20 protein-coding genes and 1 riboswitch are annotated in these 25,012 nt (G+C 70.4%); of the genes, 1 reads left to right on the forward strand and 19 read right to left on the reverse strand.

Annotated features, from left to right (window positions below; translation table 11 throughout):
• Nucleotides 1-98: 98 nt before the first annotated feature.
• The 6 genes from ABZ896_RS09595 to ABZ896_RS09620 form a co-directional block, all read right to left on the reverse strand.
• A complete protein-coding gene (locus tag ABZ896_RS09595; RefSeq protein WP_360924580.1) occupies nucleotides 99-815 on the reverse strand; it encodes a DUF6250 domain-containing protein in 717 nt (238 codons plus the stop codon).
• Entirely contained in the window at nucleotides 799-2,697 is a 1,899-nt protein-coding gene (locus ABZ896_RS09600) for a hypothetical protein (protein WP_360924583.1), read from the reverse strand. The genes ABZ896_RS09595 and ABZ896_RS09600 overlap by 17 nt, the downstream gene beginning before the upstream one ends.
• Nucleotides 2,694-3,734, reverse strand: coding sequence for a GDSL-type esterase/lipase family protein (locus ABZ896_RS09605; RefSeq protein WP_360924585.1), 1,041 nt, complete (start codon nucleotides 3,732-3,734; stop codon nucleotides 2,694-2,696). The genes ABZ896_RS09600 and ABZ896_RS09605 overlap by 4 nt, the downstream gene beginning before the upstream one ends.
• The gene (locus tag ABZ896_RS09610) at nucleotides 3,731-6,457 is read right to left on the reverse strand and encodes a Tat pathway signal sequence domain protein (RefSeq protein WP_360924588.1); all 2,727 of its coding nucleotides are present in this window, start codon (nucleotides 6,455-6,457) and stop codon (nucleotides 3,731-3,733) included. The genes ABZ896_RS09605 and ABZ896_RS09610 overlap by 4 nt, the downstream gene beginning before the upstream one ends.
• A gap of 223 nt (nucleotides 6,458-6,680) precedes the next feature.
• The gene (locus ABZ896_RS09615; RefSeq protein ID WP_360924591.1) at nucleotides 6,681-7,646 is read right to left on the reverse strand and encodes a LysM peptidoglycan-binding domain-containing M23 family metallopeptidase; all 966 of its coding nucleotides are present in this window, start codon (nucleotides 7,644-7,646) and stop codon (nucleotides 6,681-6,683) included.
• 4 nt (nucleotides 7,647-7,650) lie between these two features.
• Nucleotides 7,651-7,814, reverse strand: a riboswitch (cyclic di-AMP (ydaO/yuaA leader).
• A gap of 303 nt (nucleotides 7,815-8,117) precedes the next feature.
• A complete protein-coding gene (locus ABZ896_RS09620; protein WP_360924594.1) occupies nucleotides 8,118-10,193 on the reverse strand; it encodes an alpha-galactosidase in 2,076 nt (691 codons plus the stop codon).
• Between the two features lie 204 nt (nucleotides 10,194-10,397).
• On the opposite strand from ABZ896_RS09620, the gene ABZ896_RS09625 reads away from it, so the two are divergent.
• A complete protein-coding gene (locus ABZ896_RS09625) occupies nucleotides 10,398-11,195 on the forward strand; it encodes a tyrosine-protein phosphatase (RefSeq protein WP_360924597.1) in 798 nt (265 codons plus the stop codon).
• A gap of 3 nt (nucleotides 11,196-11,198) precedes the next feature.
• On the opposite strand, the gene ABZ896_RS09630 is transcribed toward ABZ896_RS09625, so the two are convergent.
• From ABZ896_RS09630 to hpnC, 13 genes are all read right to left on the reverse strand, one after another.
• Nucleotides 11,199-11,321, reverse strand: a complete 123-nt coding sequence (locus ABZ896_RS09630; RefSeq protein ID WP_360924600.1) for a DUF6126 family protein — start codon at nucleotides 11,319-11,321, stop codon at nucleotides 11,199-11,201.
• On the reverse strand, nucleotides 11,318-11,923 hold the full coding sequence (locus ABZ896_RS09635) for an XRE family transcriptional regulator (protein WP_360924603.1): 606 nt from the start codon (nucleotides 11,921-11,923) through the stop codon (nucleotides 11,318-11,320). Before ABZ896_RS09635 ends, ABZ896_RS09630 begins: the two co-directional genes overlap by 4 nt.
• 76 nt (nucleotides 11,924-11,999) lie before the next feature.
• Complete coding sequence (locus tag ABZ896_RS09640) at nucleotides 12,000-13,385, reverse strand: aspartate aminotransferase family protein (protein ID WP_360924605.1); 1,386 nt, start codon at nucleotides 13,383-13,385, stop codon at nucleotides 12,000-12,002.
• On the reverse strand, nucleotides 13,382-15,280 hold the full coding sequence (gene dxs, locus ABZ896_RS09645) for a 1-deoxy-D-xylulose-5-phosphate synthase (RefSeq protein ID WP_360924608.1): 1,899 nt from the start codon (nucleotides 15,278-15,280) through the stop codon (nucleotides 13,382-13,384). Before dxs ends, ABZ896_RS09640 begins: the two co-directional genes overlap by 4 nt.
• Before the next feature lie 27 nt (nucleotides 15,281-15,307).
• A complete protein-coding gene (ispG, locus tag ABZ896_RS09650; protein ID WP_360924611.1) occupies nucleotides 15,308-16,465 on the reverse strand; it encodes a flavodoxin-dependent (E)-4-hydroxy-3-methylbut-2-enyl-diphosphate synthase in 1,158 nt (385 codons plus the stop codon).
• 4 nt (nucleotides 16,466-16,469) lie between these two features.
• On the reverse strand, nucleotides 16,470-17,492 hold the full coding sequence (gene hpnH / locus ABZ896_RS09655) for an adenosyl-hopene transferase HpnH (protein ID WP_360924613.1): 1,023 nt from the start codon (nucleotides 17,490-17,492) through the stop codon (nucleotides 16,470-16,472).
• 5 nt (nucleotides 17,493-17,497) lie between these two features.
• Nucleotides 17,498-18,130: a 1-hydroxy-2-methyl-2-butenyl 4-diphosphate reductase gene (locus tag ABZ896_RS09660; RefSeq protein WP_360924616.1), complete on the reverse strand. Its 633-nt coding sequence runs from the start codon at nucleotides 18,128-18,130 to the stop codon at nucleotides 17,498-17,500.
• Nucleotides 18,130-20,163 carry a squalene--hopene cyclase gene (gene shc / locus ABZ896_RS09665; protein ID WP_360924618.1) on the reverse strand — a complete coding sequence of 678 codons (2,034 nt, stop codon included), beginning with the start codon at nucleotides 20,161-20,163 and terminating at the stop codon, nucleotides 18,130-18,132. The genes ABZ896_RS09660 and shc overlap by 1 nt, the downstream gene beginning before the upstream one ends.
• 118 nt (nucleotides 20,164-20,281) lie before the next feature.
• A complete protein-coding gene (locus ABZ896_RS09670) occupies nucleotides 20,282-21,346 on the reverse strand; it encodes a polyprenyl synthetase family protein (RefSeq protein ID WP_360924703.1) in 1,065 nt (354 codons plus the stop codon).
• 71 nt (nucleotides 21,347-21,417) lie between these two features.
• Entirely contained in the window at nucleotides 21,418-22,812 is a 1,395-nt protein-coding gene (hpnE, locus tag ABZ896_RS09675) for a hydroxysqualene dehydroxylase HpnE (protein WP_360924621.1), read from the reverse strand.
• Entirely contained in the window at nucleotides 22,809-22,931 is a 123-nt protein-coding gene (locus ABZ896_RS09680) for a DUF6380 family protein (RefSeq protein WP_360924624.1), read from the reverse strand. The genes hpnE and ABZ896_RS09680 overlap by 4 nt, the downstream gene beginning before the upstream one ends.
• Nucleotides 22,931-23,881, reverse strand: a complete 951-nt coding sequence (hpnD, locus tag ABZ896_RS09685) for a presqualene diphosphate synthase HpnD (RefSeq protein WP_360924627.1) — start codon at nucleotides 23,879-23,881, stop codon at nucleotides 22,931-22,933. Before hpnD ends, ABZ896_RS09680 begins: the two co-directional genes overlap by 1 nt.
• Nucleotides 23,878-24,780, reverse strand: coding sequence for a squalene synthase HpnC (gene hpnC / locus ABZ896_RS09690; protein ID WP_360924630.1), 903 nt, complete (start codon nucleotides 24,778-24,780; stop codon nucleotides 23,878-23,880). Before hpnC ends, hpnD begins: the two co-directional genes overlap by 4 nt.
• Nucleotides 24,781-25,012: the final 232 nt, after the last annotated feature.

Here is a 25,012-nt window from a genome sequence, read left to right on the forward strand (position 1 = left end):
CACCTTCGAATGTGACCTACGCGACCGTAGGAAGGACTTGACGGCCGGTGAGATAAGCCACTTGTAAAGTGTTCACCAAACTTGGAATAGGTCTCTGATCAGGAATGTTGACGCTGCGACCGCCAGACCCGGAAGTCATTGATCCGGAAGTGGCTCCAGGTGGTCCGGAAGGCGAAATGCCCACTCGTGTACGGCTGCGGGTCGGTGTAGTCGAAGACGAGCCGTCCGTTGTCCCACCACTGCACCTTCGAGCCGTCCGAGACGATCCGGACGTGGTTCGGCTCGTTCGCGACGAGCAGCGGCTCGGTGTAGTCGTAGACCAGCGGCCGGACCCCGGCCTCCCCGACGTACCGCCGCAGCCGGGTTGTGGTGTTGGTGTTGGCGCCGTAGCCGACGTAGTACGTCTTCAGGTAGTCGTACTCCGCCAGCGCCCCGCCGCGGTGCGTGGCGAAGATGTCCTGCGGGGACCGGACGTCGACCGCGTTCCAGAAGTTGTTGAGGTCGGAGACCCGGTCGTTGACCCCGCCCGCCGACACGGGCGTGGCGGTGTACTCGATGACGTACGGCCCTTCGAGCCGCTTCCTGAACCAGATCGTCGCGCCGGCGGGCACGTCGACCTCCAGGGTGCCGCGCGAGGCGGTGACCGTGCCGCCCTGCTCCAGTTCGACGGCCCACCGGCCGAGGCCGTGGCGGAAGTCGTCGTGGGCGATCAGGCGGCGGTGGCGGGGCGAGGCGCTCGCGGTGGTCGCGGGGGCGAGGGCGGCCAGGGCGGCGCCCGCGGCGAGGGCTCCGAAGGCTCTACGCGTGGTCGTCACGGGAGACGGCTCCTTCCGGGAGGGTGATCGGGGGCTTCGGCACACGACGGGTCTCGGTGCCGAGGTAGTAGTCCGTGTACGTCGACTGCAGATAGCCGCGTACGGTCCAGCCGAGGCGGTACTCGGGGTTCTGGGCGAGGGTGTAGAGGCGGGTGCGGGTCGGCTCGGTGGTCGTGTAGAGCCGCAGCGAGCTGTGGTCGGCGGTCTCGGCGAGGATCTCCTCGCGCCAGTCGCCGAGGAGGTCGCCGTAGAACGGAGTGGCGTTGCGGGCACCGGAGACGACTCCGGACGGGTCGAAGACGCGGGTGCTGGTCTCGGTCGCCGGGTCCCACTTGTCGACGTGGGTCAAGTCGAGGAGTTCGGATCCCTTGTCCCCGTCCCACCAGATACGGAAGTTGACGCTGGGCGTGGTCGTGGAGACCTTGCCGTCCCGGACGTTGAAGACGCCCGCGCCGGGCCGGGTGACGTCGGCGGTGGAGGTCCAGTACTCGTAGCCGGGGTGGCCCGGGTCGATGTCGGCGGCGTTGCCGCGCCCGACGTCGAGGTCAGCGTCGCTGACGGGATCGGCGGGGTGCGCACCCGTGACGAGCCGCTCGCCGGTGTCGGCGTCGTAGTAGTACCAGGGGAAGTTCGAGACGATCCCCAGCTCGGACTGCTGGATGGCGAACCCCTCCAGGCCGGGCCGGCCGGGGTCGAGGTCGGCGATGTCGAAGCGGTCGCCGTGGATGGCCTTGTCGACGACGTAGCGCAGAGTGCCGTCGCTGTTCACCACGTAGTTGCCGTCCGCGATCTCGTCCCTGCCGTCCTGGTCGACGTCGACGGTCCGGATCTGATGGAAGCTCGTCGCGCCGGAGGCCGGGTCCACCACGTACTTCCAACGGCGTGTCAGGTCGGTGCCGTTGTAGTCCCAGGTCTGGAAGAGCACCCGGAAGGATCCGCGTCTGGCGCCGACCCTGGTGACCAACTTGGTGACCAGGCTGGGGTGTTCAGCGTCGAGGTACGCGATGCCAAAGTGCCCGCCCGAGGGTCCGTCCGCGACGAAGTCGTCGGGCACGGGCTGCCGGGTGCGCTCGGTGCCGGTCGCGCCGTCGATCACCGAGACGAACTGGCTCGCGGCCGTGGCCGCCGTGACCTTCGAGCCGTCCGCGAAGGTGGTCCCGTCGGCCGTGTGCACCAGCACCTCGGCCCTGCCGTCGCCGTCGAGGTCGTGCACCGTGACGTTGTCGTCGTTGCGGTACCCGCCGATGGCGGTGGAGCCGCTGATCGCCGCCGGCGCGGGGTCGTTGGCGCCGTTCCCGCCGACCTGGGTGTACGACCCGGGCCCGAGGTCGACGCGCCACAGCCGCTCGCCGGTGAGCGTGTACGCCTCCAGCAGGTCGGGCTTGTCCCGGGTTCGGGAGAGGCGGCTCACGACCAGTTCATAGCGTCCGTCGCCGTCCAGGTCGCCGGGCCAGGCGTGCTGCACGGTGTAGCCGTCGGCGACCGCGAGCGGGATCTCGGCGTAGCCCTGGGAGAAGTCGAGGGCGGCCGGACTCGCCTTCCGCACACGGCCGTTGACGATCGCGCGCACGGTATAGGTACCGGCACCAGGGGTGCTGTCCTGGTACGTCGTCGACTTGGTGACCGGCACCCGGTTCAGCCGCCGCCCGTTCTTGTACACGTTGAAGGCGATCGCGTTGCCGTACCGCGCGTACTCGGTGCCGAGCAACCGCCAGCTGAGGAAGGTCCCGTCACCCGAAGGCACCGCGACCAGACCGCGGTCCAGGTTCTCGACGACCCTGCGCGACTGCTCGACCGGATGGGCGGTGGGCGCGGAGAACAGCCCCGCCAACAGGGCGGCCGCGGTGACGGCGACGGTTCTTCGACGTCGGGTGGCGCTCACTGGTGCTCCTTCTCGATGAGGGCGACGATCCGGTCGGCGACCTTGCGATGTCCCTGGGCGCTCGGATGGACGGTGCCGTTGAAGTCCCCTTGCGCCGCGTCGAGCCAGCCGGTCGTGTCCACGAACTCGGTCCGCCGGTCCGCGAGTTCGGCGACCACGGCCGCGATGTCGGCGGCATGGCTGCCGTCGAAGGGGCGCAGGGCGAGGATGCGGGCGTGCGGTGCGGCGGCCCGGAGTCGCGCCAGATAGCCGCGATAGGCGGCACGGAACTCGGCGGAGCCGAACGCGGTGTCGTTGGTGCCCTGGTTCACCACGATCACATCGGCCCGGCGGTCCGAATCCGCCCTGGAACCCGCGTAGTTCCAGCCGTACGCGTCGGACGCGGCGGGCACTCCCCCGTTCCCGGTCTGGATCACGCCCTGCCGCCCGAAGCCGACCTGGGTGAGCGAGGCGTGCAGGGCGTCGGCGACCAGGGTGGGGTAGGCGGCCGTACCGTCGGCGCAGTCCGAGGTGTTGACATCGCAGAGGGCCATGACGCCTTGGGTGATGGAGTCGCCGTAGAAGACGAACTGCCCGTGCATCAAGGCTCGTTGGGGCAGGAGGTGCCCCCGCAGACCGGTCAGCACGACCCCTGTTTCCAGAGGCGGGGTCCATCGGTCGACCCGCGAGAAGACGTCCTTGACGGAGATCTCGACGGTGTGGGGCCCGCGGCCGTCGGCTGTGATCGTCAAGTCCCCCTGATCGACGGCGTGTACCTCCTTGGCGCCGCCGTCGACCGACACGTAGATCTGCGCGGGCACGGTGATCGACGAGACGTCGAAGAGGGCGTGCGCCCGCGAGCCGGCGAAGCGGAACCGCAGCCGGGAACCGGAGTTGACCGTGACGGCCGCCTCCGCGGTCCGCCCCCAGTGGCCCTCGTAGGCGATACGGCGATCATCGGGGCGTACGACGTCCGAGTCGCCGGACGCGAGGGCGGGCGGCGTCGCGCCGACGAGCAGCCCGGCGACCGTGGCCGCGGTCAGAAGGGTGCGTCTCATGACGGGATCCGGTCTCCGATCAGGGCCAGGTTCTGGATCGCCGCAAGCGCCCACTGGGCCGAGGAGTTGGTGGAGATCCAGGGGATCTCCTTCGTGGTGCGCAGGACGTCCGGGGTCTTGATCGTGACCCGGTTCCAGTCGTTGGAGGGGAAGTAGGTGTCGCTGCCGGTGAAGAACTCGTTCCAGGCACGGGTGGCGAGCGTCGGGTCGTCCTTGCGCCGCGCCGCGTACGCCGTGATGCGCGAGTGCGCGGCCGGGAGCGCCGACTTCCAGGTGGAGCCGGTGAGTTGCCGCTTCTGTGCATCTGTGGCGTTGTAGTACTGCGCGTAGTTCAGCCAGGCGATGCGGAACTCCGGTTCCTCGTCCCCGAGCAGCGACACGATCTCGCTGTTGGTCTCGACGAGTCCGAAGACGGCGCTGAGATGGGACACGTTGACGGCCGTGTCGGTCGTCACCGCGAACTTCCCGGTGTCGGCGTCGAGGAGACCCGTGCCGGTGAAGAAGCCGTTGGGCTGTGCGGCGATGGTCCGCAGCGAATTGACCAGTCTGGCCTTCGCCTTCGCCGCCCCGGGGCCGCCCCGCTCCCACGCCGTGAGCCAGGCCGCCGAGATCCCGCCCCAGTCGGTGCCGAAGCCGACCGACAGGGCATGGCGGTCACCGGGCTCGTAGCCGTCGGTGCGGACCTTGCGTTGCGGGTCGACCTCCAGGAACGTCAGCTCCACGTCGACGAGTTCGCCCAGCAGGTCACCGGTGCGTTCGTCGCCGGTGAGGAAGTAGTAGAAGCGGCGGTTGGCGGCCGTGGAGATCCGGACCTGCTTGGCGCTGTCCGCCCAGTGCTGCACACCGTGCCGGGTACCGAGGCCCGCCCACTTGCCGAGGTGGTAGACGTCGACCTCGCCGGTGTGCCGGGTCATCGCCTCCGCGAACCGGAACACCTCGGCGAAGCCGGTGCGCAGGAAGTGGTACCAGAGCCACAGGTCGGTGCCCAACTCCGAGTTGTCCCAGGCGAATCCGCCGACGTCGTAGCGCCACACGTGCCGGTCGTTGTCGTAGGTGTGCTGGACGTCGCCGTAGTCGAGGAAGCCGTACCAGCGACGCTCCTCGCGCTGGTCGCGGTAGTAGGCGAACAGGTCGTCGAGGTGGTCCTCGATCACCGCGCGGGCCTTCGAGGAGCGGTCGACGGGCGCCCAGTCGCCGAACACGCCCGCGGAGTGCAGGCGTTGGGGCGTGGCGGTCAGCAACGGTGGGGTTGCCACGGCGGCAGCCTGAGCGGCGAGTTCGGAGACCGACGGTGTCTTCTCCACGGCCCAGAAGGTCAGTTCACTGGTCCGCGCGATCCCGTACGGCGTCCCGAAGCCCGGCTCGTAGTCCTCGTACGTGATCTCCAGGCCGCCGTCCGACTGCTTCTCGTAGGTGTCCTGGCCGAGCCCGTCGTGGTAGAAGCGCAGGTCGAGGGGTTGCGCCTCGGGCGAGTAGAGCCAGAGGGTGACCTCGGCGGCGTCGGAGGCCGCGCCCCGGACGTCCAGCTGCGTGGGGTGGCGCTGCCAGAAGTCCCGTAGCCCGAAGGAGAGTCCGCCGCCCGCGCCACCGACGTACCCGAAGCCACCGGCGCGCTGCCCGGCGGCGGCCGGGATCCAGCCGTAGCCCGCCTTGGTGCGTTTACGGATCTGGTAGCCGTCGGCGGTCGGCTGGGTGAGCGTGTAGTCGCCCCACTGGGGGATGTACGCCAGCCGGCTCGCCACCCGAGGATCCCAGGTGGCGGTGTCGGGCAGCTTCTCGCCGGCGATCTGTGCGGCCCGCACCGCCGCGCCCGGGTCGCGGCGCAGCCCGGTGATGCCCTGCACGGCCTCGCTGAAGAGCCCGCCGCCGGAGTCGGCGAACCGCACATGCCGGTCGTACGGCCGGTCGCTCAGCGGCACGGTGAAGCGGACGCCGAGTCCGCGCAGGAAGTCGCCCCGGTCGGAGCCGGGCCGCTGGTCGCCGTCCCAGACGAAGGTGTGCACGAGCCGGAAGGAGTCGGCACCGGCGGAGAAGGCGAACCGCAGCACGAAGGGCAGCCAGCTCCGGCCGCCGTGGCGGTGCCGGCCCTCGACCCGGATCACGGCACGGACGGGCCCGTCCTGCTCGACGGTGACCTTCTCGACCCGGCCCGCGAAGCTGTCGAGGTCCGCGCCCTCGCGCACGGACTCCTGGCGGAGCGCGACCAGGCGGCCGTCGCGGGCGATCTCGGCCGAGCCGCGCCGGATGCTGCGGACGACCGTGTCGGAGCCCTTGGCCGCGAAGACGGCGGTGATCACGCCGGTCGACACCTCGACGCGGCCGCCGCTGCCCCGGGAGACGGTGACCCGGCGGGCGGGCGCTGCCGGAACGCCGACGCCGAGGACGTACCGGTCTGCCTTCGGCGCGTCCGGGGCGATCGCGTGCGCGGTCCACTTCACCGAGCCGTCCGGCCAGTAGGCGGTGGGCCAGGTCTGGACCGGCACCTCGTCGCCGTCGGAGGTGACCAGCCGGAAGGGCTGCTCCGGCCGGAAGGTGCCGCGTGCCCAGGGCACGCCCCAGGTGGCACCGGCATGGGCGTCGGGGACCGAGCCCTCCAGCCAGTGCAGTTCGGTGGCGGCCCCGGGAGCCGCGTCGGCGGTGCGGGACAGGGCCCAGGAGAACGGGGCGGTGGCGGCCGCGACGGCGGCGCCCTTGATGACGGTGCGTCGATCGACGCCGGACACGGTGACCTCCGAAGGCCGTAGAAAGCGCTTACGCAGCAACGGAGTTCACTGTGTCCCCACCCTCCCCTCCCTGTCGACGCCCTGAGCACCCCTGCCACAAGACCGCAATGAAGTGATCATGAACGCGCAAACACCCGCGCGCGGAGGAGCCGCCGTAAAAACACACCGAAGGCCGGCCCCGGGGATCGTGGGGTCCGGCCTTCGGTGGCACTGAGGAACGGGGTCAGCCGACGGAGACGCCCTTCGAGCGGAGGTAGGAGACCGGGTCCACGTCGGAGCCGTAGTCCGGCGTGGTGCGGATCTCGAAGTGCAGATGCGGGCCCGTCACATTGCCGGTGGCGCCGGAGAGGCCGATCTGCTGGCCCTCGGTCACGGTCTGGCCGGCCGAGACGGAGAGCTGCGAGAGGTGGGCGTACTGCGCGTAGTAGCCGTCGTTGAGCTTGATGACGACCTGGTTGCCGTACGCGCCGCCCCAGCCCGCAGAGACGACCGTGCCCGCGGCCACGGCCTTGAGCGAGGTGCCGGTCGGGACGACGAAGTCGACGCCGGTGTGGTAGCCGCTGGACCACATGCTGCCCGCCACGCGGTAGCCGGTGCCGACGGTGGCACCGCTGACCGGGAGGGTGTAGCCGCTGGAGCTGGTGGTCTCGGCGGTCCGGGTGGCGGCGGTGGAGCCGCCGGAGGACTTCGACTCGGTCTTCGAGGGCGACTTCGAGGAGGACTTCGACGAAGACGAAGACGAGGATGACGACGCCGAGGACTCGGTCTTCGCCGTGCCCGTCGTGGCCTTCTTGCCGATCGTCAGCTTCAGGCCGGGGTGGATCAGCGACGGGTCGGCGCCGACCGCCTGGCGGTTGTCGGAGTAGAGCTTGCGCCAGCCACCGCTGACATTCTGCTCGTCGGCGATCTTCGAGAGATAGTCACCGGCCCGCACGGAGTAGGTGCGCACGGTGGAGGCCTTGGTGGCGGACTTCTGCGCGGCGGTCTTTTCAGCGGACTTCTCGACGGTCTTCTGCGTGACCGGCAGGGACTGCACGGCCTTTTCGGAAACCGACTGGGAGGTGGCCGCGTGGGCGCCGGTGGCCCCCAGGAGCGGCAGCGCGAGCGCGGCGCCACCGGTTCCGGCGACGGCGATCGAGCGGGAGAAACGGGGGGACTTGGGGCGGCGGTGCTTACCCTTCGCGGGCATGGCGAATTCCTCTCCGGCGCCTGCGAGGTGAGCTGTCGGGTGCGAGCTGGAGATGCCCGGCCGCGTGGGGACGCGGCTTAACCCCTAGCCTGTTCCGGAGACCGGAACAGGCGGTACTGCCTGTGGGTCCCCCGCTCCTGCCGTGCACGGGTGAAGTGTGTGCGGAATCCGGTCGGCGGCAGGATTGGGCGTCCGTCCGGATCGGTGAGGAACGTAAACGAGTAAGACGCAAAGGGACAAGTGAGGGGTTCCGCGCACAAGCGTTCCTGTAGATCGCTTATGAGAATTACCGGTCACCCTGCGTCCATCACAGAGTGACCGGTGCACCCGAAACCCCTTGAGAACCGCTTGAATTACGTGAACATGACGGGCGACACACCGTCACGGATATGACGCTGCTCACGTCCCGAATTCACAGCAACCCTTATCCCGGAAGGAGTTGGAAGGAAGCCATCAATTCGGACAGAAGCCCTAGATACGACGCAGCCGGAGAACCGTCGCATCGAGGTCGCCGCGCAAACCGGTGCGAAGTCCGTGATGCAGCAATACGGCCCCTCGGTGAACTTCGCCCGTTTCGAGGCATTCGTACGACGCCGTCGGGTCAAGTCCGCGCAGCCGCAGGGCCGGGACGGGCTCGCCGTAGTGCTGGGACTGGAGCCAGGCGAGGACCACGGTCTCGTCGCCGAGGACGTACTGCACCGCGCTCTGCCCACCGCGCGGGGGCCGCAGCCGGTAGAGGTCGCCGCGCTGCACCACCGGACGGATCTTCTTGTAGAGCTCCACCCACTCCCCCGCCTCGGCCAGCTCCTCCTCGGTCCACTCCGAGAGGTCGCCGCCGACGCCGAGCACCCCGGCCATGGAGCTGACGAACCGGAACCGCAGCGAGCTCACCCGGCCGTTGAGCTGGGTGTTGGGGCTGTCGGTGACCCAGGCGGCCATCACGCGCGCGGGGTGGATCTGGCTGAAGCCGTGCTGGATGGCGAGCCGGTCCAGCGGGTCGGTGTTGTCGGAGGTCCACACCTGGTCGGTGCGGCTGAGCACCCCGAGGTCGATCCGGCCGCCGCCGCCCGAGCAGGACTCGAAGGCAACAGTCGGGTGGGCCGCCCGCAGCCGGTCCAGCAGGGCGTAGAAGCCGCGCACGTGGTCGACCCAGAGCCGCTGCGGGTAGGGCTCGCCGGGCCAGCCCGCGTCGGTGAAGCAGCGGTTGAAGTCCCACTTCACGTAGTCGATCGGGGCACTCGACAGCAGGGTGTCGAGCTGCTCCCACAGGTACTCCTGGACGTCCTCGCGCGCGAGGTTCAGGATGAGCTGATTGCGGAACTCCGTCCGCTTTCGCCCCTCTTGGTACTGCACCCAGTCGGGGTGGGCGCGGTACAGGTCGCTGTCCGGGTTGACCATCTCCGGCTCGACCCAGATGCCGAACTGCATGCCGAGCGCGTGCACGTAGTCGCCGAGCGGCTTGAGGCCACCGGGGAAGCGGTCGGGGTTGGGCGCCCAGTCGCCGAGCCCGGCCCGGTCGCTGGTGCGGGTGCCGAACCAGCCGTCGTCGACCACGAACAGCTCGACGCCGATCGCCGCGGCCCGCCGGGCGAGCGAGCCCTGCTGCTCCTCGGAGATGTCGAAGGTGGTGGCCTCCCAGGAGTTGAAGAGCACCGGCCGGTCCCGGTCGGCGTCCGGGATGACGTACGCCCGCTGGTAGGCGTGCCAGGCGCGGCTGGCCCCACCGAAGCCGCCGTCGCTCCACAGGCCCGCGAAGACGGGGGTCGTGAAGCTCTCGCCCGCCGCCAGGAGCAGCAGCCCGGAGTCGTCGTAGCCCGCGCCGCCGGTGATCTGCACGCGCGCGTCGGGAAGCTGGGCCACGGCGATCCGCCAGGACCCGGACCAGCCGAGGGCGGTGCCGTAGACCTCGCCACGCTCCTCGGTCGCGTCGGTGTCGAGGGCCACCCACGGCAGGTGCTGGTGCCCGGTGTGGCCGCGGCGGCTGCCGATGACCTTCTCACCGTAGGTGAGGGGGGTCTGCGTCAGCACCGACTCGGCGGCCCAGCGGCCGTGCAGCTGCGAGAGGCGCCAGCCGTCCTCGCGGTCGGGCAGCGTCCAGGTGGCGGAGTCGGCGCGCAGCAGCTCCAGCGGTTCGGTGCCCTGGTTGTCGAGGGTCACCCAGCGCTCCACGACGTCGTCGCGCGTGCGGTAGTGCAGGGTGAGGGCGAGCCCTCCGTCGCGGAACCGCAGCCGCAGTTCGTCGCCCTCGGTGTCGTACGTCTCGAAACTCCACTCGGTGCCCCGGCGCTCCGGCGTGCGCACCGACAGGGCGGGGCGCACGAAGCGGGGGCCACCCTCGACCGGGTACTCCTCGCGGCCGTCGAGCTGGGACTCGAAGGGCCAGTAGTCGGGCAGGGGGCGCACGGCCAGGGCCTCGGCGTCGGCGAGCGCGATGCGCGCACCCCAGTGCAGATGCAGCAGCTCACCGCTGTCGGTGAGATGCAGGGCATAACTGCTGGCCGGTCCGGACAGAACCCACGTACGGCCGTTCTCGGCGATCTCCAGCATCGAGCCCCTCACAGATACGAACAGGTGCCAACAGGTGCACTCAGGCACCAACATCATCAAGTGCCGCGAGGCTGGCTGCAACGCCTGTGGAGAACTCATTACGTGCCCTGTGGACAACTGATTGCCCTACGAATGCATGTCGTATCGTCGAGAGCGTGTCCGCCGGCGAGCAGCGTCGGCGCGGCCCGGCTGGGAGGAGCCCCCGTGACGCAGCAGATCCCGTCGACCGAACCCGAGCTGTCCGGCGTCCGCAACTTCCGGGACGTGGGCGGGCTGCCGACCGAGGACGGCCGGCGGGTGCGGTACGGCGTGCTGTTCCGCAGCGGTCACCTGGCGCACGCGACCGAGGAGGACGCGGCCTTCCTGTCCTCCCTGGGGCTGCACACGATCTTCGACTTCCGCAACGCGGCGGACCAGAAGCTGGAGGGCCCGGACGTCGAGCTGCCGGGCGTGACCAATGTGAACCTCCCGCTGAGCGACCCGGCGGAGGGCACCTGGTTCTGGAAGATGGTGCGCGACGGCGAGATAGACCAGCTGCGCGAGATCCTCGGGGACGGCAAGGCCGCCGCCCGGATGACGGGCTCCTACCGCACCATCGTCAAGGAGCGCACCGCCGAGCACTCCCGGGTGCTGCACTCCCTGGCCGAGGACAGTGTGCCCGCCCTCATGCACTGCGCGGCCGGAAAGGACCGCGCGGGCGTCTCCATAGCGGTGACGCTGCTCGCCCTGGGCGTGGAGCGCGAGGCGATCATCGCCGACTACCTGGAGTCGAACGCCAAGCACCGCCGCTACAAGGTGCGGCGCAGCGGCGACTCGGAGTCGGCCTACTCCCCCGAGGTCATGGAGCTGCTCAGCCCGCTGTTCGAGGCGCGCGCGCAGTATCTGACGGCGGCCTTCGAGACCATCGAGGAGACCTGGGGCGACGTCGGGACCTATCTGGAGCAGGGCCTCGGGCTCACCCCCGAGATCCGCGAGCGGCTGCGGGAGCGGATGCTCGACTGACGTTCACTGGTCGGCGCCGAGTGCGAAGAGCAGGTAGATGAACGCCGCGAAGACGTGCCCCACCGCGAGATAGATGATCAGCCGGATCCACAGGGCGCGGGGGAACTTCTCCTCCATGTCGCTCATGGCGTCTCTCCAGGGGTGGGGCCCAGGCACAGTGCGGCCGTGGGGCTCTGCAACAGGGTGTGGACGAACAGGAGTTCCACGCCGCCCGGGTCCTCGGCGGCGATGCGGTGCGGGGTCAGCGAGTCGAAGTGCGCACTGTCGCCGGCGGCGAGCCGGTGGGTGGTGTCCCCGAGGCGCAGCCGCAGCCGGCCGCGCAGCACGTAGAGCCATTCCTCGCCGGGGTGCACGCGCACGATGTCGCCCTGCGAGCCGTGCGGCACCTGGACGCGCAGCGCCTGCATGCCGCGGCCGGGCGCGCCCGCCTGGACGTACGTCCAGCCGCCCGCAGCGGTCGGTTCCATGTCGGCGGCGCGTACGACGGCGTCCCGGTCGGCGACCGTCTCGCCGAGCAGCTCCGAGACCGTCGTACCGTAGATGCGGGCCAGCGCGAGCAGCATCGGCAGCGAGGGCTGGCGCTGTCCGGTCTCCAGCCGGGAGAGGTGGGCCGGTGACAGCCCCGCGGCGCGCGCCGCGGCCTCCAGGGTGAGGGAGGCGCGGCGACGCAGGTCGCGGAGCTGGGGAGCCACCGAGGGCAGCTCCGTGAAGGCTTCCGGGGAGCTCATGCCTCCATTGAGCCGGAGATTTGCCTCTGCGGCAATTTTCTTGCCTCAGAGGCAAACCCACCTACGGAGGCAGCGGTCAGCGGTTGGCCACCGCCTGCTTCACCAGGGTCTTGCTGAAGTCCCACATCAGCCCGGAGCCGGTGTGGGCGTCGTCCATGACGTCGGTGAAGGCGTCCACGAACCGGTCCACCTCCTTCTCCCCCACGACGAGCGGCGGGATCAGCTTGATCACCTCCAGGTGGTCGCCGGAGACCTGCGTGAGGATCCGGTGCCGCTGGAGCAGCGGGACGACCACCATCTGCGCGAACAGCCCCTTGCGGGCGGCCTGGAGCATGGTCCAGCGGCCGCGCAGCTTGAGCGACTTGGGCTTCCCGAACTCGATCCCGATCATCAGGCCCCGGCCGCGCACGTCGGCGAGCAGCTCGTACTTGTCGACGAGCGCCGCGAGCCGGGACTTCAGCAGATCGCCCGTGCCGCGGGCGTTCGCGACGATCTGCTCGTTCTCCATGACCGACAGCACGGCGAGCCCGGCCGCCATGGCCTGCGCGTTGGAGCCGAAGCTCGCCGAGTGCACCAGCACCCGGTCCATCGACGAGTAGACCTTCTTGAAGATCCAGTCCTTGCCGAGCGTGGCCCCGACCGGGACATAGCCGCCGGAGAGCGCCTTGGCCACGCACACCAGGTCGGGCTCGACGCCCTCCTCGTGCTGGTAGGCGTAGAAGTCCCCGGTACGGCCGAGCCCGGTCTGCACCTCGTCGGCGATGAGCAGCGCCTTGTGCCTGCGCAACAGCTCTTGGGCGGCGCGCAGATAGCCGGGCGGGGCCTCCAGCACACCCTTGCCCTGGATCGGCTCGACGACCAGGGCGGCGACGTCCCCCTTCTTCAACTCCCGTGCCAGGGCGTCGACATCACCGAGGGGTACGGCGGTGTCCGGCAGCAGCGGGGCGAAGCCGTCCCGGAAGCCGGACTCGCCGTTGACCGACAGCGAGCCGGTGGTCAGTCCGTGGAAGGCGTGGTCGCAGTACAGGACCCGCGGCTTCCCGGTGGCGTACCGGGCGAACTTGAGCGCGGTCTCCACCGCCTCGGTGCCGCTGTTGCCGAAGAACACCCGGTCCAGGTGCGGGCTGTGCGTGAGCAGCTTCTCGGCCAGCAGCCCGGGCAGCGGCTGGCAGTCGAAGCGGGTGAGGTCGGCGAGGTCGGCGTCGAGGACGTCGTGCAGCGCCTTGCGGACGACGGGGTGATGACGGCCCAGGCCCATCACCCCGAACCCGGCGAGCATGTCCAGGTAGTCGTTGCCGTCCGCGTCCCAGAAGTACGCGCCCTCGCCACGCTCGTAGACCTTGTCGAAGCCGATCGTGTGGAGCATGCGCGGGAGTTGGTGGTTCAGGTACTTCCCGTGCAGCTCGTAACGCTCGGCTCCGCGCTCGGCCAGGAGTCTGCCGAGGTCGAACTCCGTGGTCATTCAGTCTTCTCCTTGACGAGGGCCTGTTCCTTGACCGCCAGGCTCGCGCTGATCCGTCCCGCCACCTCGACCGGCGTCAGCCCGATGTCGGCGAGCACCTCGCCCCGCTTGGCGTGCGCGAGGAACTGCTCCGGGATCCCGAACCGCCGTACGGGCACGTCGACTTCGGCGTCGCCCAGCGCGAGCGCGACCGCCGAACCGACCCCGGCGGCCCGGCTGTTGTCCTCGACGACGGCCACCAGCCGGTGCTCGGCGGCGAGGCCGGGCAGCGCCGGGTCGACGGGCTTGACCCAACGGGGGTCCACGACCGTGCAGTTGATCCCGCGGGCCTCCAGCAGCTCGGCGGCCTGGAGGCAGACGGGAGCCATGACACCGACGGCGACGAGCAGCACCTCGGGCCGCTCTCCCCGATGCAGCACGTCCATGCCGCCCACGTGGTCGACGGCCGGTACCACGGGTCCCACCGACTCCTTCGGGAACCGCACCAGAGTCGGCGCGTCGTCCACCGCGACCGCTTCCCGTAGCTGCGCCCGCAGTTGGTCGGCGTCGCGCGGCGCGGCGATCCTGAGGCCAGGGACCACCTGGAGGATCGACATGTCCCACATGCCGTTGTGGGAGGCGCCGTCGACACCGGTGACCCCGGCCCGGTCCAGGACGAAGGTGACCCCGCAGCGGTGCAGGGCGACGTCCATCAGCAGCTGGTCGAAGGCGCGGTTGAGGAAGGTCGCGTATACGGCGACGACCGGGTGCAGCCCGCCCGTCGCGAGGCCGGCCGCGGAGACCGCCGCGTGCTGCTCGGCGATGCCGACGTCCCAGACCCGGTCGGGGAACCGCTCCGCGAACTTCCCGAGCCCCACCGGGTGGAGCATGGCCGCCGTGATCGCGACGACGTCCTCCCGCTCCTCCCCGATGGCGACGATCTCGTCGCCGAACACCGAGGTCCAGGAGGGGCTGGCGGCCGGCGTGAGCGGCTCGCAGGTGAGGGGGTCCATCACACCGACGGTGTGGAAGTGGTCCTCCTCGTGCGCGAGGGCGGGCTCGTACCCGCGCCCCTTCTCGGTCAGACAGTGCACGAGCACCGGCCCGTGGAAACGTTTCGCGCGCCTGAGCGCCGACTCGACGGCCCCGATGTCGTGTCCGTCGATCGGGCCGACGTACTTCAGCCCCAGGTCCTCGAACATGCCCTGCGGGGCGAAGGCGTCCTTGAAGCCCTTCTTCGCGCCGTGCAGGGACTCGTAGATGGTGTTGCCGACGACCGGCGTGCGCAGCAGCACGCCCTTGCCCCAGGCGAGCACCTTCTCGTACGAGTCCGTGGTGCGCAGGGTGGCCAGGTGGTTGGCGAGGCCGCCGATGGTCGGCGCGTAGGACCGCTCGTTGTCGTTGACGACGATGATCAGCGGCCGGTCCTTGGCGGCCGCGATGTTGTTGAGCGCCTCCCAGGCCATTCCGCCGGTGAGCGCCCCGTCGCCGATCACCGCGACGACATGGCCCTTCTCGCCCTGCACCTGGCGGGCCTTGGCGAGTCCGTCGGCCCAGCCGAGCGCCGTGGAGGCGTGGCTGTTCTCGACGATGTCGTGCTCGGACTCCTCGCGGGAGGGGTAACCGGACAGACCACCCTTGCCGCGCAGCTTGGAGAAGTCCTGACGACCCGTCAGGAGCTTGTGGACATAGCTCTGGTGGCCGGTGTCCCACACGATGCGGTCCACCGGTGACTCGAAGACCCGGTGGAGCGCGACGGACAGCTCGACCACCCCCAGATTGGGCCCGAGGTGCCCTCCGGTCCTGGCGACCGCGTGTACCAGGAACTCCCTTATCTCTTCCGACAGTTCACCGAGATCCGCCTCGGACAGCGCCTTAAGGTCGCGTGGTCCCCGGATGTTCTCCAGAATGGTCACGCTCGGGCCCCCTTCGGTCCGTGCTGTTCAACTCACGGTGACGGCCGGCTCCCCCGACGCGACGCCGTCCTGTTCCATCTGTTCGGCGATCTTCATCGCCTCTTCGATGAGGGTCTCCACGATCTTCGACTCGGGTACGGTCTTGATGACCTCGCCCTTGACGAAGATCTGTCCCTTGCCGTTGCCGGAGGCGACCCCGAGGTCGGCCTCCCGCGCCTCGCCGGGACCGTTGACCACACACCCCATCACCGCGACCCGCAGGGGCACTTCCATGCCCTCCAGGCCCGCCGTGACCTCGTCGGCCAGCTTGTAGACGTCGACCTGTGCCCGCCCGCAGGACGGACACGAGACGATCTCCAGGCGCCGCTGCCGCAGGTTCAGCGACTCCAGGATCTGGATGCCGACCTTGACCTCCTCGGCGGGCGGGGCGGACAGCGAGACCCGGATGGTGTCGCCGATGCCCCGGGACAGCAACGCCCCGAAGGCGACAGCCGACTTGATGGTCCCCTGGAAGGCGGGGCCGGCCTCGGTGACGCCCAAGTGCAGCGGGTAGTCGCACTGTTCGGCCAGCTGCTGGTACGCGCTGACCATCACCACGGGGTCGTTGTGCTTGACGGAGATCTTGATGTCCCGGAAGTCGTGCTCCTCGAAGAGGGACGCCTCCCACAACGCGCTCTCCACCAGGGCCTCGGGAGTCGCCTTGCCGTACTTCTGGAGCAACCGCCGGTCCAGCGAACCGGCGTTGACCCCGATCCGGATCGGCGTGCCGTGATCGCGGGCGGCCCGCGCGATCTCCTTGACCTTGTCGTCGAACTGCTTGATGTTGCCGGGATTGACGCGTACGGCGGCGCAGCCGGCCTCGATCGCCGCGAACACGTACTTGGGCTGGAAGTGAATGTCCGCGATCACCGGGATCTGCGACTTCCTCGCGATGGTCGCCAGCGCGTCCGCGTCGTCCTGCGTGGGGCAGGCGACGCGGACGATCTGGCAGCCGGACGCGGTGAGTTCGGCGATCTGCTGGAGGGTCGCGCCGATGTCCGACGTACGGGTCGTCGTCATCGACTGCACCGACACCGGGGCCCCGCCCCCGACCGCCACCGGACCGACCATGATCTGCCGCGACACGCGCCGCTCGGCGATCGGCCGGACCGGTACCTCGGGGACGCCCAGGGGGATGGCGGTCATGCCGTCACTCCCGGTTGCCCGCGACGGTCTCGCGCATGGCCCGCAGGGACTCCTTGAGCGAGCCCATGGTGGCGAGGACGGCGGTCGGCTCGTAGCCGCAGTGCGCCATGCAGTTGGCGCAGCGCGGGTCCTTGCCGCGGCCGTACTTGTCCCAGTCGGTCTCCTCGATGAGTTCGCGGTACGTCGGCACGTACCCGTCGCTCATCAGGTAGCAGGGGCGCTGCCAGCCGAAGAGGGAGTAGTTCGGGATCGCCCAGGCGGTGCAGGGGAAGTCGGCCTTGCCCTCCAGGAAGTCCAGGAAGAGCGGCGAGTGGTTGAAGCGCCACTTGCGCCGGTTGCCGCCCGCGAAGGCCTTCTTGAACAGCTCACGGGTCTGCTCCACGCCCAGGAAGTGCTCCTGGTCGGGCGCCTTCTCGTAGGCGTAGGCGGGCGAGATCATCATCTCGTCGACCTTGAGGTCGTCGTTGAGGAAGTTGAGCACCTCGATGACGGTCTGCGGGGTGTCGGTGTTGAAGAAGGTCGAGTTGGTGGTGACCCGGAAGCCGCGCCGCTGAGCCTCCTTGATCGCCGCGACCGCCTCGTCGAAGACGCCCTCCTTCGCCACCGACTCGTCGTGCCGCTCACGCAGCCCGTCGATGTGCACGGCGAAGGCGAAGTACGGGGAGGGCTTGAACTTGTCGAGCTTCTTGCGCAGCAGCATCGCGTTGGTGCAGAGGAAGATGTACTTCTTCTTCGCCACCAACTGCCGGACGATCTCGTCGATCTGAGGGTGCATCAGCGGTTCTCCGCCGGCGATGGACACCATCGGCGCACCGGACTCAAGCACCGCCCCGACGGCCTGCGCCACCGGCATGCGCTGCTTCAGCACCCCGGCCGGGTGCTGGATCTTGCCGCAGCCCTCGCATTTGAGGTTGCACGCGAAGAGGGGTTCCAGCTCCACGATCAGCGGGAACTTGTCCCGCTTGCGGAGCTTCTGTTCGGCCAAGTATGTAGCGACCTTGATGGACTGACGCAGCGGCATGGCCATCTGGCTCACCTCCTGGGGAGCAGCAAGGAACGGTGCCATTCGTAGAAAGCCGGAAGTACGGAACGAAGGACGCGGAAGGCTGATATTCCACCGCGCACCGTGCCGATACGGACGAGTTCATGTTGTGGAGCGTCCACGACCACCCGGACGGCCGCAACGGGGCGCTCGCCCGCGCGCACGGCGCTCAGAAGCGTGGCCGCGGACTCCATGTCGACCGCGATCGCGCCGGTGCTGAGCAGGTCCGCCCGCTCATGGCCGCGGACGATGTGATCGGAGCCGACGAGCGGTCCGGTATGCACGGTGCATCCCGGTACGGCCCTTACGAGCTCCTTGACGAGTAGGTCGCTTTCCGCACACGGAACGGTTCCGCCCGGATCGCGGGTCTCCTCGGCGACCACCAGATCGCCGGGGCGCATGCCGGGGGCGAGCCCCGCACAGAACCCACTGGCGAGTACGGCGGCTCCTCGGAGCGCGGGCTCGGCCAGGGCCCGGGAGACGGCCCGCTCGGCCGCCGCGGGCCCCATACCCGTCTTCAGCACGGTGACGGGCCCGCCCCGTTTGCCCGTACGCAGGGCCAGTCGCTCGATGCCGAGCGCACAGGCGATCAGCAGCGGGACCGGAGCGGGCCGGGTGCTCATCAGCGTTCCCCACCTCCGGAAGCGCCCGCCGCGGCTCCCGAGACACCCGTCCCCGTCCCGGAGAACGGCTCTCCATGGACGTAACGCCCGAGCGCCGTCAGCGGGAACACCTGCCGGTACAGGTGGTAGTTGATGGAGAAGTCCCACGGGAAGCCCGTCCCGGTGAAGTAGGGCTCGTCCCAGGAGCCGTCCTCGCGCTGGGTGCTCGCGAGCCACTCGACGCCCCGCTCGACGGCCTTGGAATCCCGCTCCCCCGCCGCCAGCAGCGCCATCAGCGCCCAGCCGGTCTGTGAGGCGGTGGAGGCCCCGCGGCCGCTCCACTCCTTGACGTACTTGTAGGAGCGCAGGTCCTCGCCCCAGCCGCCGTCGTCGTTCTGCACCTTCTCCAGCCAGGCCACGGCGCGCCGGATCGCCGGGTGCGAGGCGGGGAAGCCGGCCGCGACGAGGGCGGGGACGACGGACCCCGTGCCGTACACGTAGTTGACGCCCCAGCGCCCGAACCACGAGCCGTCCGGCTCCTGTTCGGCGAGCAGCCACTCGATGCCGCGCCGGGTGCGCGGGTCGTGGGCGAGGCCCTCGACGGCGAGCATCTCGACGACGTGCGCGGTGACGTCGGCGGACGGCGGGTCGATGACCTCGCCGAAGTCGCAGAACGGCAGCCGGTTGGGGAACGGACTGGTGTTGTCGACGTCGAAGGCGCCCCAGGCGCCGTTCTTCGACTGCATCCCGAGGTTCCAGCGCACCCCGCGCCCGATGGCCTTCTCGACCCGCTCGGGGTCGTGGTGGCGGACCCGGCGCAGGGCGAGGACGACCTCGGCGGTGTCGTCGATGTCGGGGTAGTTGTCGTTGTGGAACTCGAACGCCCATCCGCCGGGCGGGAGTTGAGGCCGCTTCACGGCCCAGTCGCCGGGCCGCACGATCTCCTCGCCGAGCATCCAGTCGGCGGCCTTGACCAGTTGGGGATGGTCGGCGGGCACGCCCGCGTCGGCGAGGGCGATGGTCGCGAGGCAGGTGTCCCACACCGGCGACTGGCAGGCCTCGATCATCCGGGCCCCGTCCTCGCGCCAGATGGCGAAGCGGTCCAGGGACTCCAACCCGGCGCGCATGACCGGGTGTTCGAGGTCGTAGCCCAGCAGGTGGAGCGCGATCACCGAGTACACGGCCGGGGGCTGGATGCCGCCCCAGCAGCCGTCGTTCTCCTGCCGCTCGATGATCCAGCGGGCGGCGGTGTTCATGGCCGCCCTGCGCAGCCTGCGCGGCACGACCTTGCGCAGCTGGTGCAGTCCCTTGTCGAGCCGCTGGAACGCGCCGTCCCAACTCGCCACCGGGGCAAGCGGCTTGGCAGGGTTCGGGTCGGCCGGGTCGGCGTGCAGCTCGTCGAGGGCGAAGGGCGCGGGCCGTACCGGCCGCTTCGCGGAGACGATCGTCAGCGGGACGATGGTCTGCCGGGCCCAGCACCCGAAGTCGTAGATGTTGAGCGGGACCCACTTGGGGAAGTAGATGAGCTCCGGCGGGAGTTCGGGCAGGTCCTCCCACTTCCACCAGCCGAACAGCGCGAGCCAGATCCGGGTGAAGACCCGCGCGGAGGCGATGCCGCCCCGCTCACGGATCCACGCGGAGGCCTTCGCCATGTGCGGGGCGTCCGGCGCGTCGCCGTTCAGCCGGAGGGCGACGTACGCCTCGATGGTGGTGGAGAGTTCGCCGGGTCCGCCGTAGAAGGAGGCCCAGGTGCCGTCCTCGCGTTGCTCGCCGCGGATGAACAGGGCGGCGGCACGGGTGGTGGACTCGTCACGGATGCCCAGGAACTGACGGAGCAGCAGATCCTCGGCGTCCATGGTCACATTGGTTTCCAGATCGCCCTTCCACCAACCCTGCGCGTCCTGTCGGGCGAGCAGGAAGTCGGTGGCGCGCCGGACCGCGCGTACGGCGGCTTCTTGTACCCCGGTCGCCACGGGGGTGCGGATGTCGGTTTCGCTGGCCGCGGCGGCACGGGGCGGCAGGGCCCCGGTGCTTCCGTCGGTCGTCGCTGTCATGGCTTCCCCTTCGTGCAGTGTGCAATGTGGTGCTCTGCTGTGGGTCCGCCGTCGGCCGGTACTCGTGCGTGCGCGGTACCGGCCGGCGACTACGCGAGGGCTATTCGACCGATAGTGATCATCTCTTCCGTACGACGACGAAGTCGGCGAGCGCCGTGAACCGCGCCCGTACCCGGTCGGGCATGTCGATGGCGTCGAGCGCCTCGATGGCGACGGTGTGCTGGCGGCGGGCCTCGGCGGCCGTCCAGTCGCGGCCGCCCGCCTCCTCGATCAGGGCGGCGCGCAGGGCGAACTCCTCCTCGGAGAAGTTCTCGAAGTCGCTGGCCTTGGCGTCCGCGGCGAGGATCTCGCCGAGGCGGTCGGAGGCGGGACCGTGCGCCGCGAGGGCGGCCACGACCGGCAGGGACTTCTTGCGCTGGCGCAGGTCGCTCCAGGTCTGCTTGCCGGTGGAGACCGGGTCGCCCCAGATGCCGAGCAGGTCGTCGACGGCCTGGAAGGCGAGGCCGAGGTGGTAGCCGTACTTCTCCAGGGTGTCGGCGGTCCGGTCGTCGGCGCCGCCGAGCACCGCGCCGATGGAGGAGGCGCAGGCGAGCAGGGCGCCGGTCTTGTTGCCCTCCATCTCCAGGCACTCCTCGACGCTGACGCGGTCGCGGTGCTCGTAGGAGATGTCCTGGGCCTGGCCGTCGATGAGGGCGCGGGTGGCGGTGGTGAGGCGGCGGGTGGCGCGGCCGGCCTCGACGGTGCCGAGTTCCAGCAGGACCTCATTAGCGAGGGCGAACAGGGCGTCGCCGACCAGGATGGCCTGGGCGGGGCCGTGCACCTTCCACACGGTGTCGCGGTGGCGGCGCTGCTCGTCGCCGTCCATCAGGTCGTCGTGCAGGAGCGAGAAGTTGTGGACCAGCTCGACGGCGACCGCGCCGGGGACGCCGGTCTCGGGCGCGGCACCGGTGACCTCGGCCGAGAGCACCGCGAGGGCGGGGCGCACGGCCTTGCCGCCGTCGCCGTCGGCGGGGTTGCCCTGGGCGTCGATCCAGCCGAAGTGGTAGGCGGAAACGGTGTCCATCGGGGGCGCGAGACGGTCCACGGCCGCCTTCAGCACCGGAGTGGCCAGGGTCCGGCCGCGCTCCAGGAGCGCGGTCACGTCCACCGCGGACCTCGCAGCGGCCTTCTCGGCCGGGGGCACAGTGGGCACAGTCTCTCCTCTTGTTGCGGTACCGGAGGTGCTGGGGCCTGTCGCGCCGTGCTGATCGAGCATCACGCCGCCTCCTCGAACTCGAAGAGACGGGCGGGGCGGGGCCGGCCCAGGGCGGTGAGGGCGGCGTCCGCCGCGCTCACCCCACTGCGGACCGCACTCTCCATGGTCGCGGGCCACCCTGTGGCGGTCCACGCGCCGGCCAGGTACAGGCCGGGGGCTTTCGTACGGGCGCCGGGCCGCAGCCGTCCGACACCGGGGGTGGGAGCGAACGTCGCCGTGCGCTCCCTGGTCACGAAGAAGTCCTTCACCTCGGCGCCGCGCGCGAGCGGCAGCAGCCGCTCCAGCTCGGGGAGGTAGCGCTCGCGCAGTTCGGCGACCGGTGTGTCGATCTCGTCGTGCGCGGCCGACTGGGACAGGGCGAGGTACTGGCCCTCGCGCAGTCCGGAGGCGTCGGTGCGGTCGAAGACCCACTGCACCGGGGTGCCGAGGGCGGCGAAGAACGGCTTGTCGAGGACCTGGCGGTCGTAGACCACATGCACGTTGAGGATCGGCGCGGTGCCGATCGCCCGGAGATTTTCCGGGGCGTCGAGCGCCCCCTCGGGCAGCAGGTCAGCGGCCTCGCCTTGGGCCACGGCGAGCACCACCGCGTCCGCGCGGAGCGTCTCGCCGGGAACCTGAACGCTCCAAGTGCCGTTCTCGTCAGTAGAGATGGAGGTGACGCGTGTACGGACCTCGGTACGCACGCCCGCGGAGTCGAGCGCCTTGCGGGCCAGCCTGTCGTGCAGTTCACCCAGCGGGACATGGGCCCAGCCGATGTCGGCCGCGCCCGGGTCGGACAGCAGACCGGTCTTGAACACCATCGCGGCGAGCCCCAGCGAGGCGTCGCCCGCGACCGCGTTGAGGGTGGCGACCCCGACCAGGTCCCACAGGGCCTCGACGGCACGCGCCGACTGACCGTGCGCGGTCAGCCAGCTACCGAAGTCCTGTGCGTCCAGGCTCGGATCGGCGAGGTCGAGCCCCTTGAGCGCGAGCGCGGCACGCCCCACCTTGGCCCGTTCGGCGAGCGAGAGATGCGGATACGTCGCGAGGCTGCGCCCCAGATGCAGGGGCACCGGCAGCGCGTCGCGCCGCAGTCTGCCGAGCCGTCGGCCCGCGGGCCGGGCCACGTCGAGAACGGGCACGTCGAGACGATCCTGCAAGGGCGCCAGCGCCGTCCCCTCGATGCGGTCGAGGAACCAGCGGTAGGCGGTGCAGCACCGCAGGTAGACATGCTGTCCGTTGTCGACGGTCAGGTCGCCGCGCTGGAAGGAGAAGGCGAGCCCGCCCAGGCGCGGCCGGCCTTCGAGCAGGGTGACGCGGACACCCGCGTCCGCGAGCGCGAGCGCGGCGGTGATGCCGGCGAGCCCGCCGCCGATCACGACGGCGTCCCGCCCGGGCCTGCTGCCCTCGGTCATCGCGCACCCTCCCCTGGACGGCCGGCTGTCGCAGTCAGGGACGCCGTCCCCACCCGGAGGGTTGCGTGCCACTTTTCTCCGGCGGCATCACCTTGGACCGAATTGTCCACGCCGTCCATCAGGCGCGCCTCCTGACGGTCCGCCGGGTGACATGGCGGGCGTCCAGACCGGACAGACCGCGCACGGCGACGTACGCCTTCTCGCGTCCCGGCAGGGAGACCCGGCCGCGCAGGACGGCCTCCGGGTCGCGCTCGATGCGGTCGAGCAGCCGCAGGTAGATGCCGGCCATGGCGGCGACGCAGGCGCCGCTGCGCCGGTCGAGCATGGGGAGCAGCCGGTAGCCCTCGGCGAAAAGGGCGCGGGCCCGTCGCACTTCGAAGTGGACGAGGCCCGCGAAGTCGGCGCCCTCCGGTGGTTTCGGCCCGTCGAACCCGGCCGAGCAGCCGAACTTCGCGAGGTCGTCGGAGGGCAGGTAGACGCGTCCGCCCTCGGCGTCCTCGCGGACGTCCCGGAGGATGTTGGTGAGCTGGAGCGCGAGCCCCAGCGTGTCGGCGTACTCCGGGGCGCGTTCGGCGCCGCGCGCGCCGGCTTCGGTGCCGAACACGCCGAGTGAGAGCCGGCCGATGGCGCCCGCCACACAGCGGCAGTACACCTTCAGGTCGTCCCAGGTCTCGTAGGCCTCGCCGCGGACGTCCATCAGGACGCCGTCGATCAGCTCGTCCAGGCCGCCCAGCGGGATCGGGAACACCTCGGCGGCGTGGGCGAGCGCGACGGCGACCGGGTCGGTGTCGTCCTCCTCGACCTCCCCCGCACGCACCCGGGCCAGCATCGCCCGGGTCTCCTCGAGTCTCACGGCCTTGACGTCGTCCGCCAGCGGGCCGTCACCGATGTCGTCGACGCGTCGTGAGAACGCGTACAGCGCCGACATGGCCCGGCGCTTGGACGTGGGCAGCAGTCGGATGCCGTACGCGAAGTTACGGGCCTGCTGTCCGGTGACGGTCTCGCAGTAGCTGTAGGCGGCGAGTACCGGTGCGGACACGTGCGGCGATGACTCCACGGTCCGGATCACCCCTCTCCTCGCAGAGTGACGCCCACCTCGCGCAGCAGTCGGAGCTTGCCGGGCTTGGGCGGGCCGGGAAGTACGTCGTATTCGGCGGCGGCGATCGCGTGGATCGCCGCCCTTCCCCCCGCCACGAAACCCGCGAGCAGCAGCTTCAGCCTGCCGTGGACGCTACCCACCAGGGGGGCGCCTTCATTCAGGAGGTCGCGGGCGCGTTGTGCTTCATATGCAACCAGTGCGCGCACCGATGCGCCCGCGGTTTTCGTGGCGAGATCCGCCTCCTGGACATGAAAGCGCTTCATGTCCGCGGCGGGCAGGTAGATGCGGTCGCGGCCGAGGTCCTCGGCGACGTCCTGGAGGTGTTCGACGATCTGGAGGGCCGTGCAGACCGCGTCGGAGAGCCGGATCCGCTCGGGGGTCGAGGTGCCGGTGACGGCGAGCACGAGACGGCCGACGGGGTTGGCGGACAGCTCGCAGTAGGCGAGCAGGCCGTCGTAGGTCTCGTAGCGGGTGACGAGCTGGTCCTGACGGTTGGCGGCGATCAGGCCGAGGAAGGGCTCGGGGGTCAGCGCGCGGCGCCGGACGGTCGGCTGGAGGCGGCGCAGCAAGGGGTGGCGCGGGGTGCCGTCGAACACGCGCTTCAGGTCCTCCTCGAAGGCGTCGAGCAGGACCAGCCGGTCCTCAGCGGCCTCGGGCGCGACTCCCAGCAGCTCGGCGTCGGCGCCGCCGGGGGCCAGGTCGCCGTCGCCGATGTCGTCGACGAGGCGGGCGAAGCCGTAGACCGCCATCAGGTCGGCGCGCCAGTCCCCCGGCAGGAAGAAGGGGGCCACGGGGAAGTTCTCCGCCGCGGCCTTGTCGAGCGTTCCGCGCTCCGTCTCGTCGGGGCGCGTCGTGCCGGTTCCCGTCATCGCCGCCTGCCCGGGACGGGGAGGGCACGTGCTGCGCTGAGCTGGGGAGTCTCCGTAGCCATCGCCGTCACATCTCCCGTTCTACACCGCAGACCCAATACACACTATTTCGGACACGCCGCCCGGCCGTCCGCGCGGCGTCCCCGTGTGCGGGTGTCGCGCATTATCGCCCCACTTGCCGCGATTCAGCACCGGTACAGCTTACGTTGTACAACGCGCCGAGGATCGTCGG

This window comes from Streptomyces sp. NPDC047072 (assembly GCF_040643855.1).
GTDB lineage: Bacteria > Actinomycetota > Actinomycetes > Streptomycetales > Streptomycetaceae > Streptomyces.

Coding starts and splice junctions, on each gene's coding strand:
- ABZ896_RS09615 (WP_360924591.1), bottom strand. CDS start 7,646: ATGCCCGCGAAGGGTAAGCACCGCCGCCCCAAGTCCCCCCGTTTCTCC.
- shc (WP_360924618.1), bottom strand. CDS start 20,163: ATGACAGCGACGACCGACGGAAGCACCGGGGCCCTGCCGCCCCGTGCC.
- ispG (WP_360924611.1), bottom strand. CDS start 16,465: ATGACCGCCATCCCCCTGGGCGTCCCCGAGGTACCGGTCCGGCCGATC.
- ABZ896_RS09630 (WP_360924600.1), bottom strand. CDS start 11,321: ATGAGCGACATGGAGGAGAAGTTCCCCCGCGCCCTGTGGATCCGGCTG.
- ABZ896_RS09680 (WP_360924624.1), bottom strand. CDS start 22,931: ATGGACGGCGTGGACAATTCGGTCCAAGGTGATGCCGCCGGAGAAAAG.
- ABZ896_RS09660 (WP_360924616.1), bottom strand. CDS start 18,130: ATGAGCACCCGGCCCGCTCCGGTCCCGCTGCTGATCGCCTGTGCGCTC.
- ABZ896_RS09640 (WP_360924605.1), bottom strand. CDS start 13,385: ATGACCACGGAGTTCGACCTCGGCAGACTCCTGGCCGAGCGCGGAGCC.
- ABZ896_RS09620 (WP_360924594.1), bottom strand. CDS start 10,193: ATGCTGGAGATCGCCGAGAACGGCCGTACGTGGGTTCTGTCCGGACCG.
- hpnC (WP_360924630.1), bottom strand. CDS start 24,780: ATGACGGGAACCGGCACGACGCGCCCCGACGAGACGGAGCGCGGAACG.
- hpnE (WP_360924621.1), bottom strand. CDS start 22,812: ATGACCGAGGGCAGCAGGCCCGGGCGGGACGCCGTCGTGATCGGCGGC.
- ABZ896_RS09605 (WP_360924585.1), bottom strand. CDS start 3,734: ATGAGACGCACCCTTCTGACCGCGGCCACGGTCGCCGGGCTGCTCGTC.
- ABZ896_RS09635 (WP_360924603.1), bottom strand. CDS start 11,923: ATGAGCTCCCCGGAAGCCTTCACGGAGCTGCCCTCGGTGGCTCCCCAG.
- hpnH (WP_360924613.1), bottom strand. CDS start 17,492: ATGGCCATGCCGCTGCGTCAGTCCATCAAGGTCGCTACATACTTGGCC.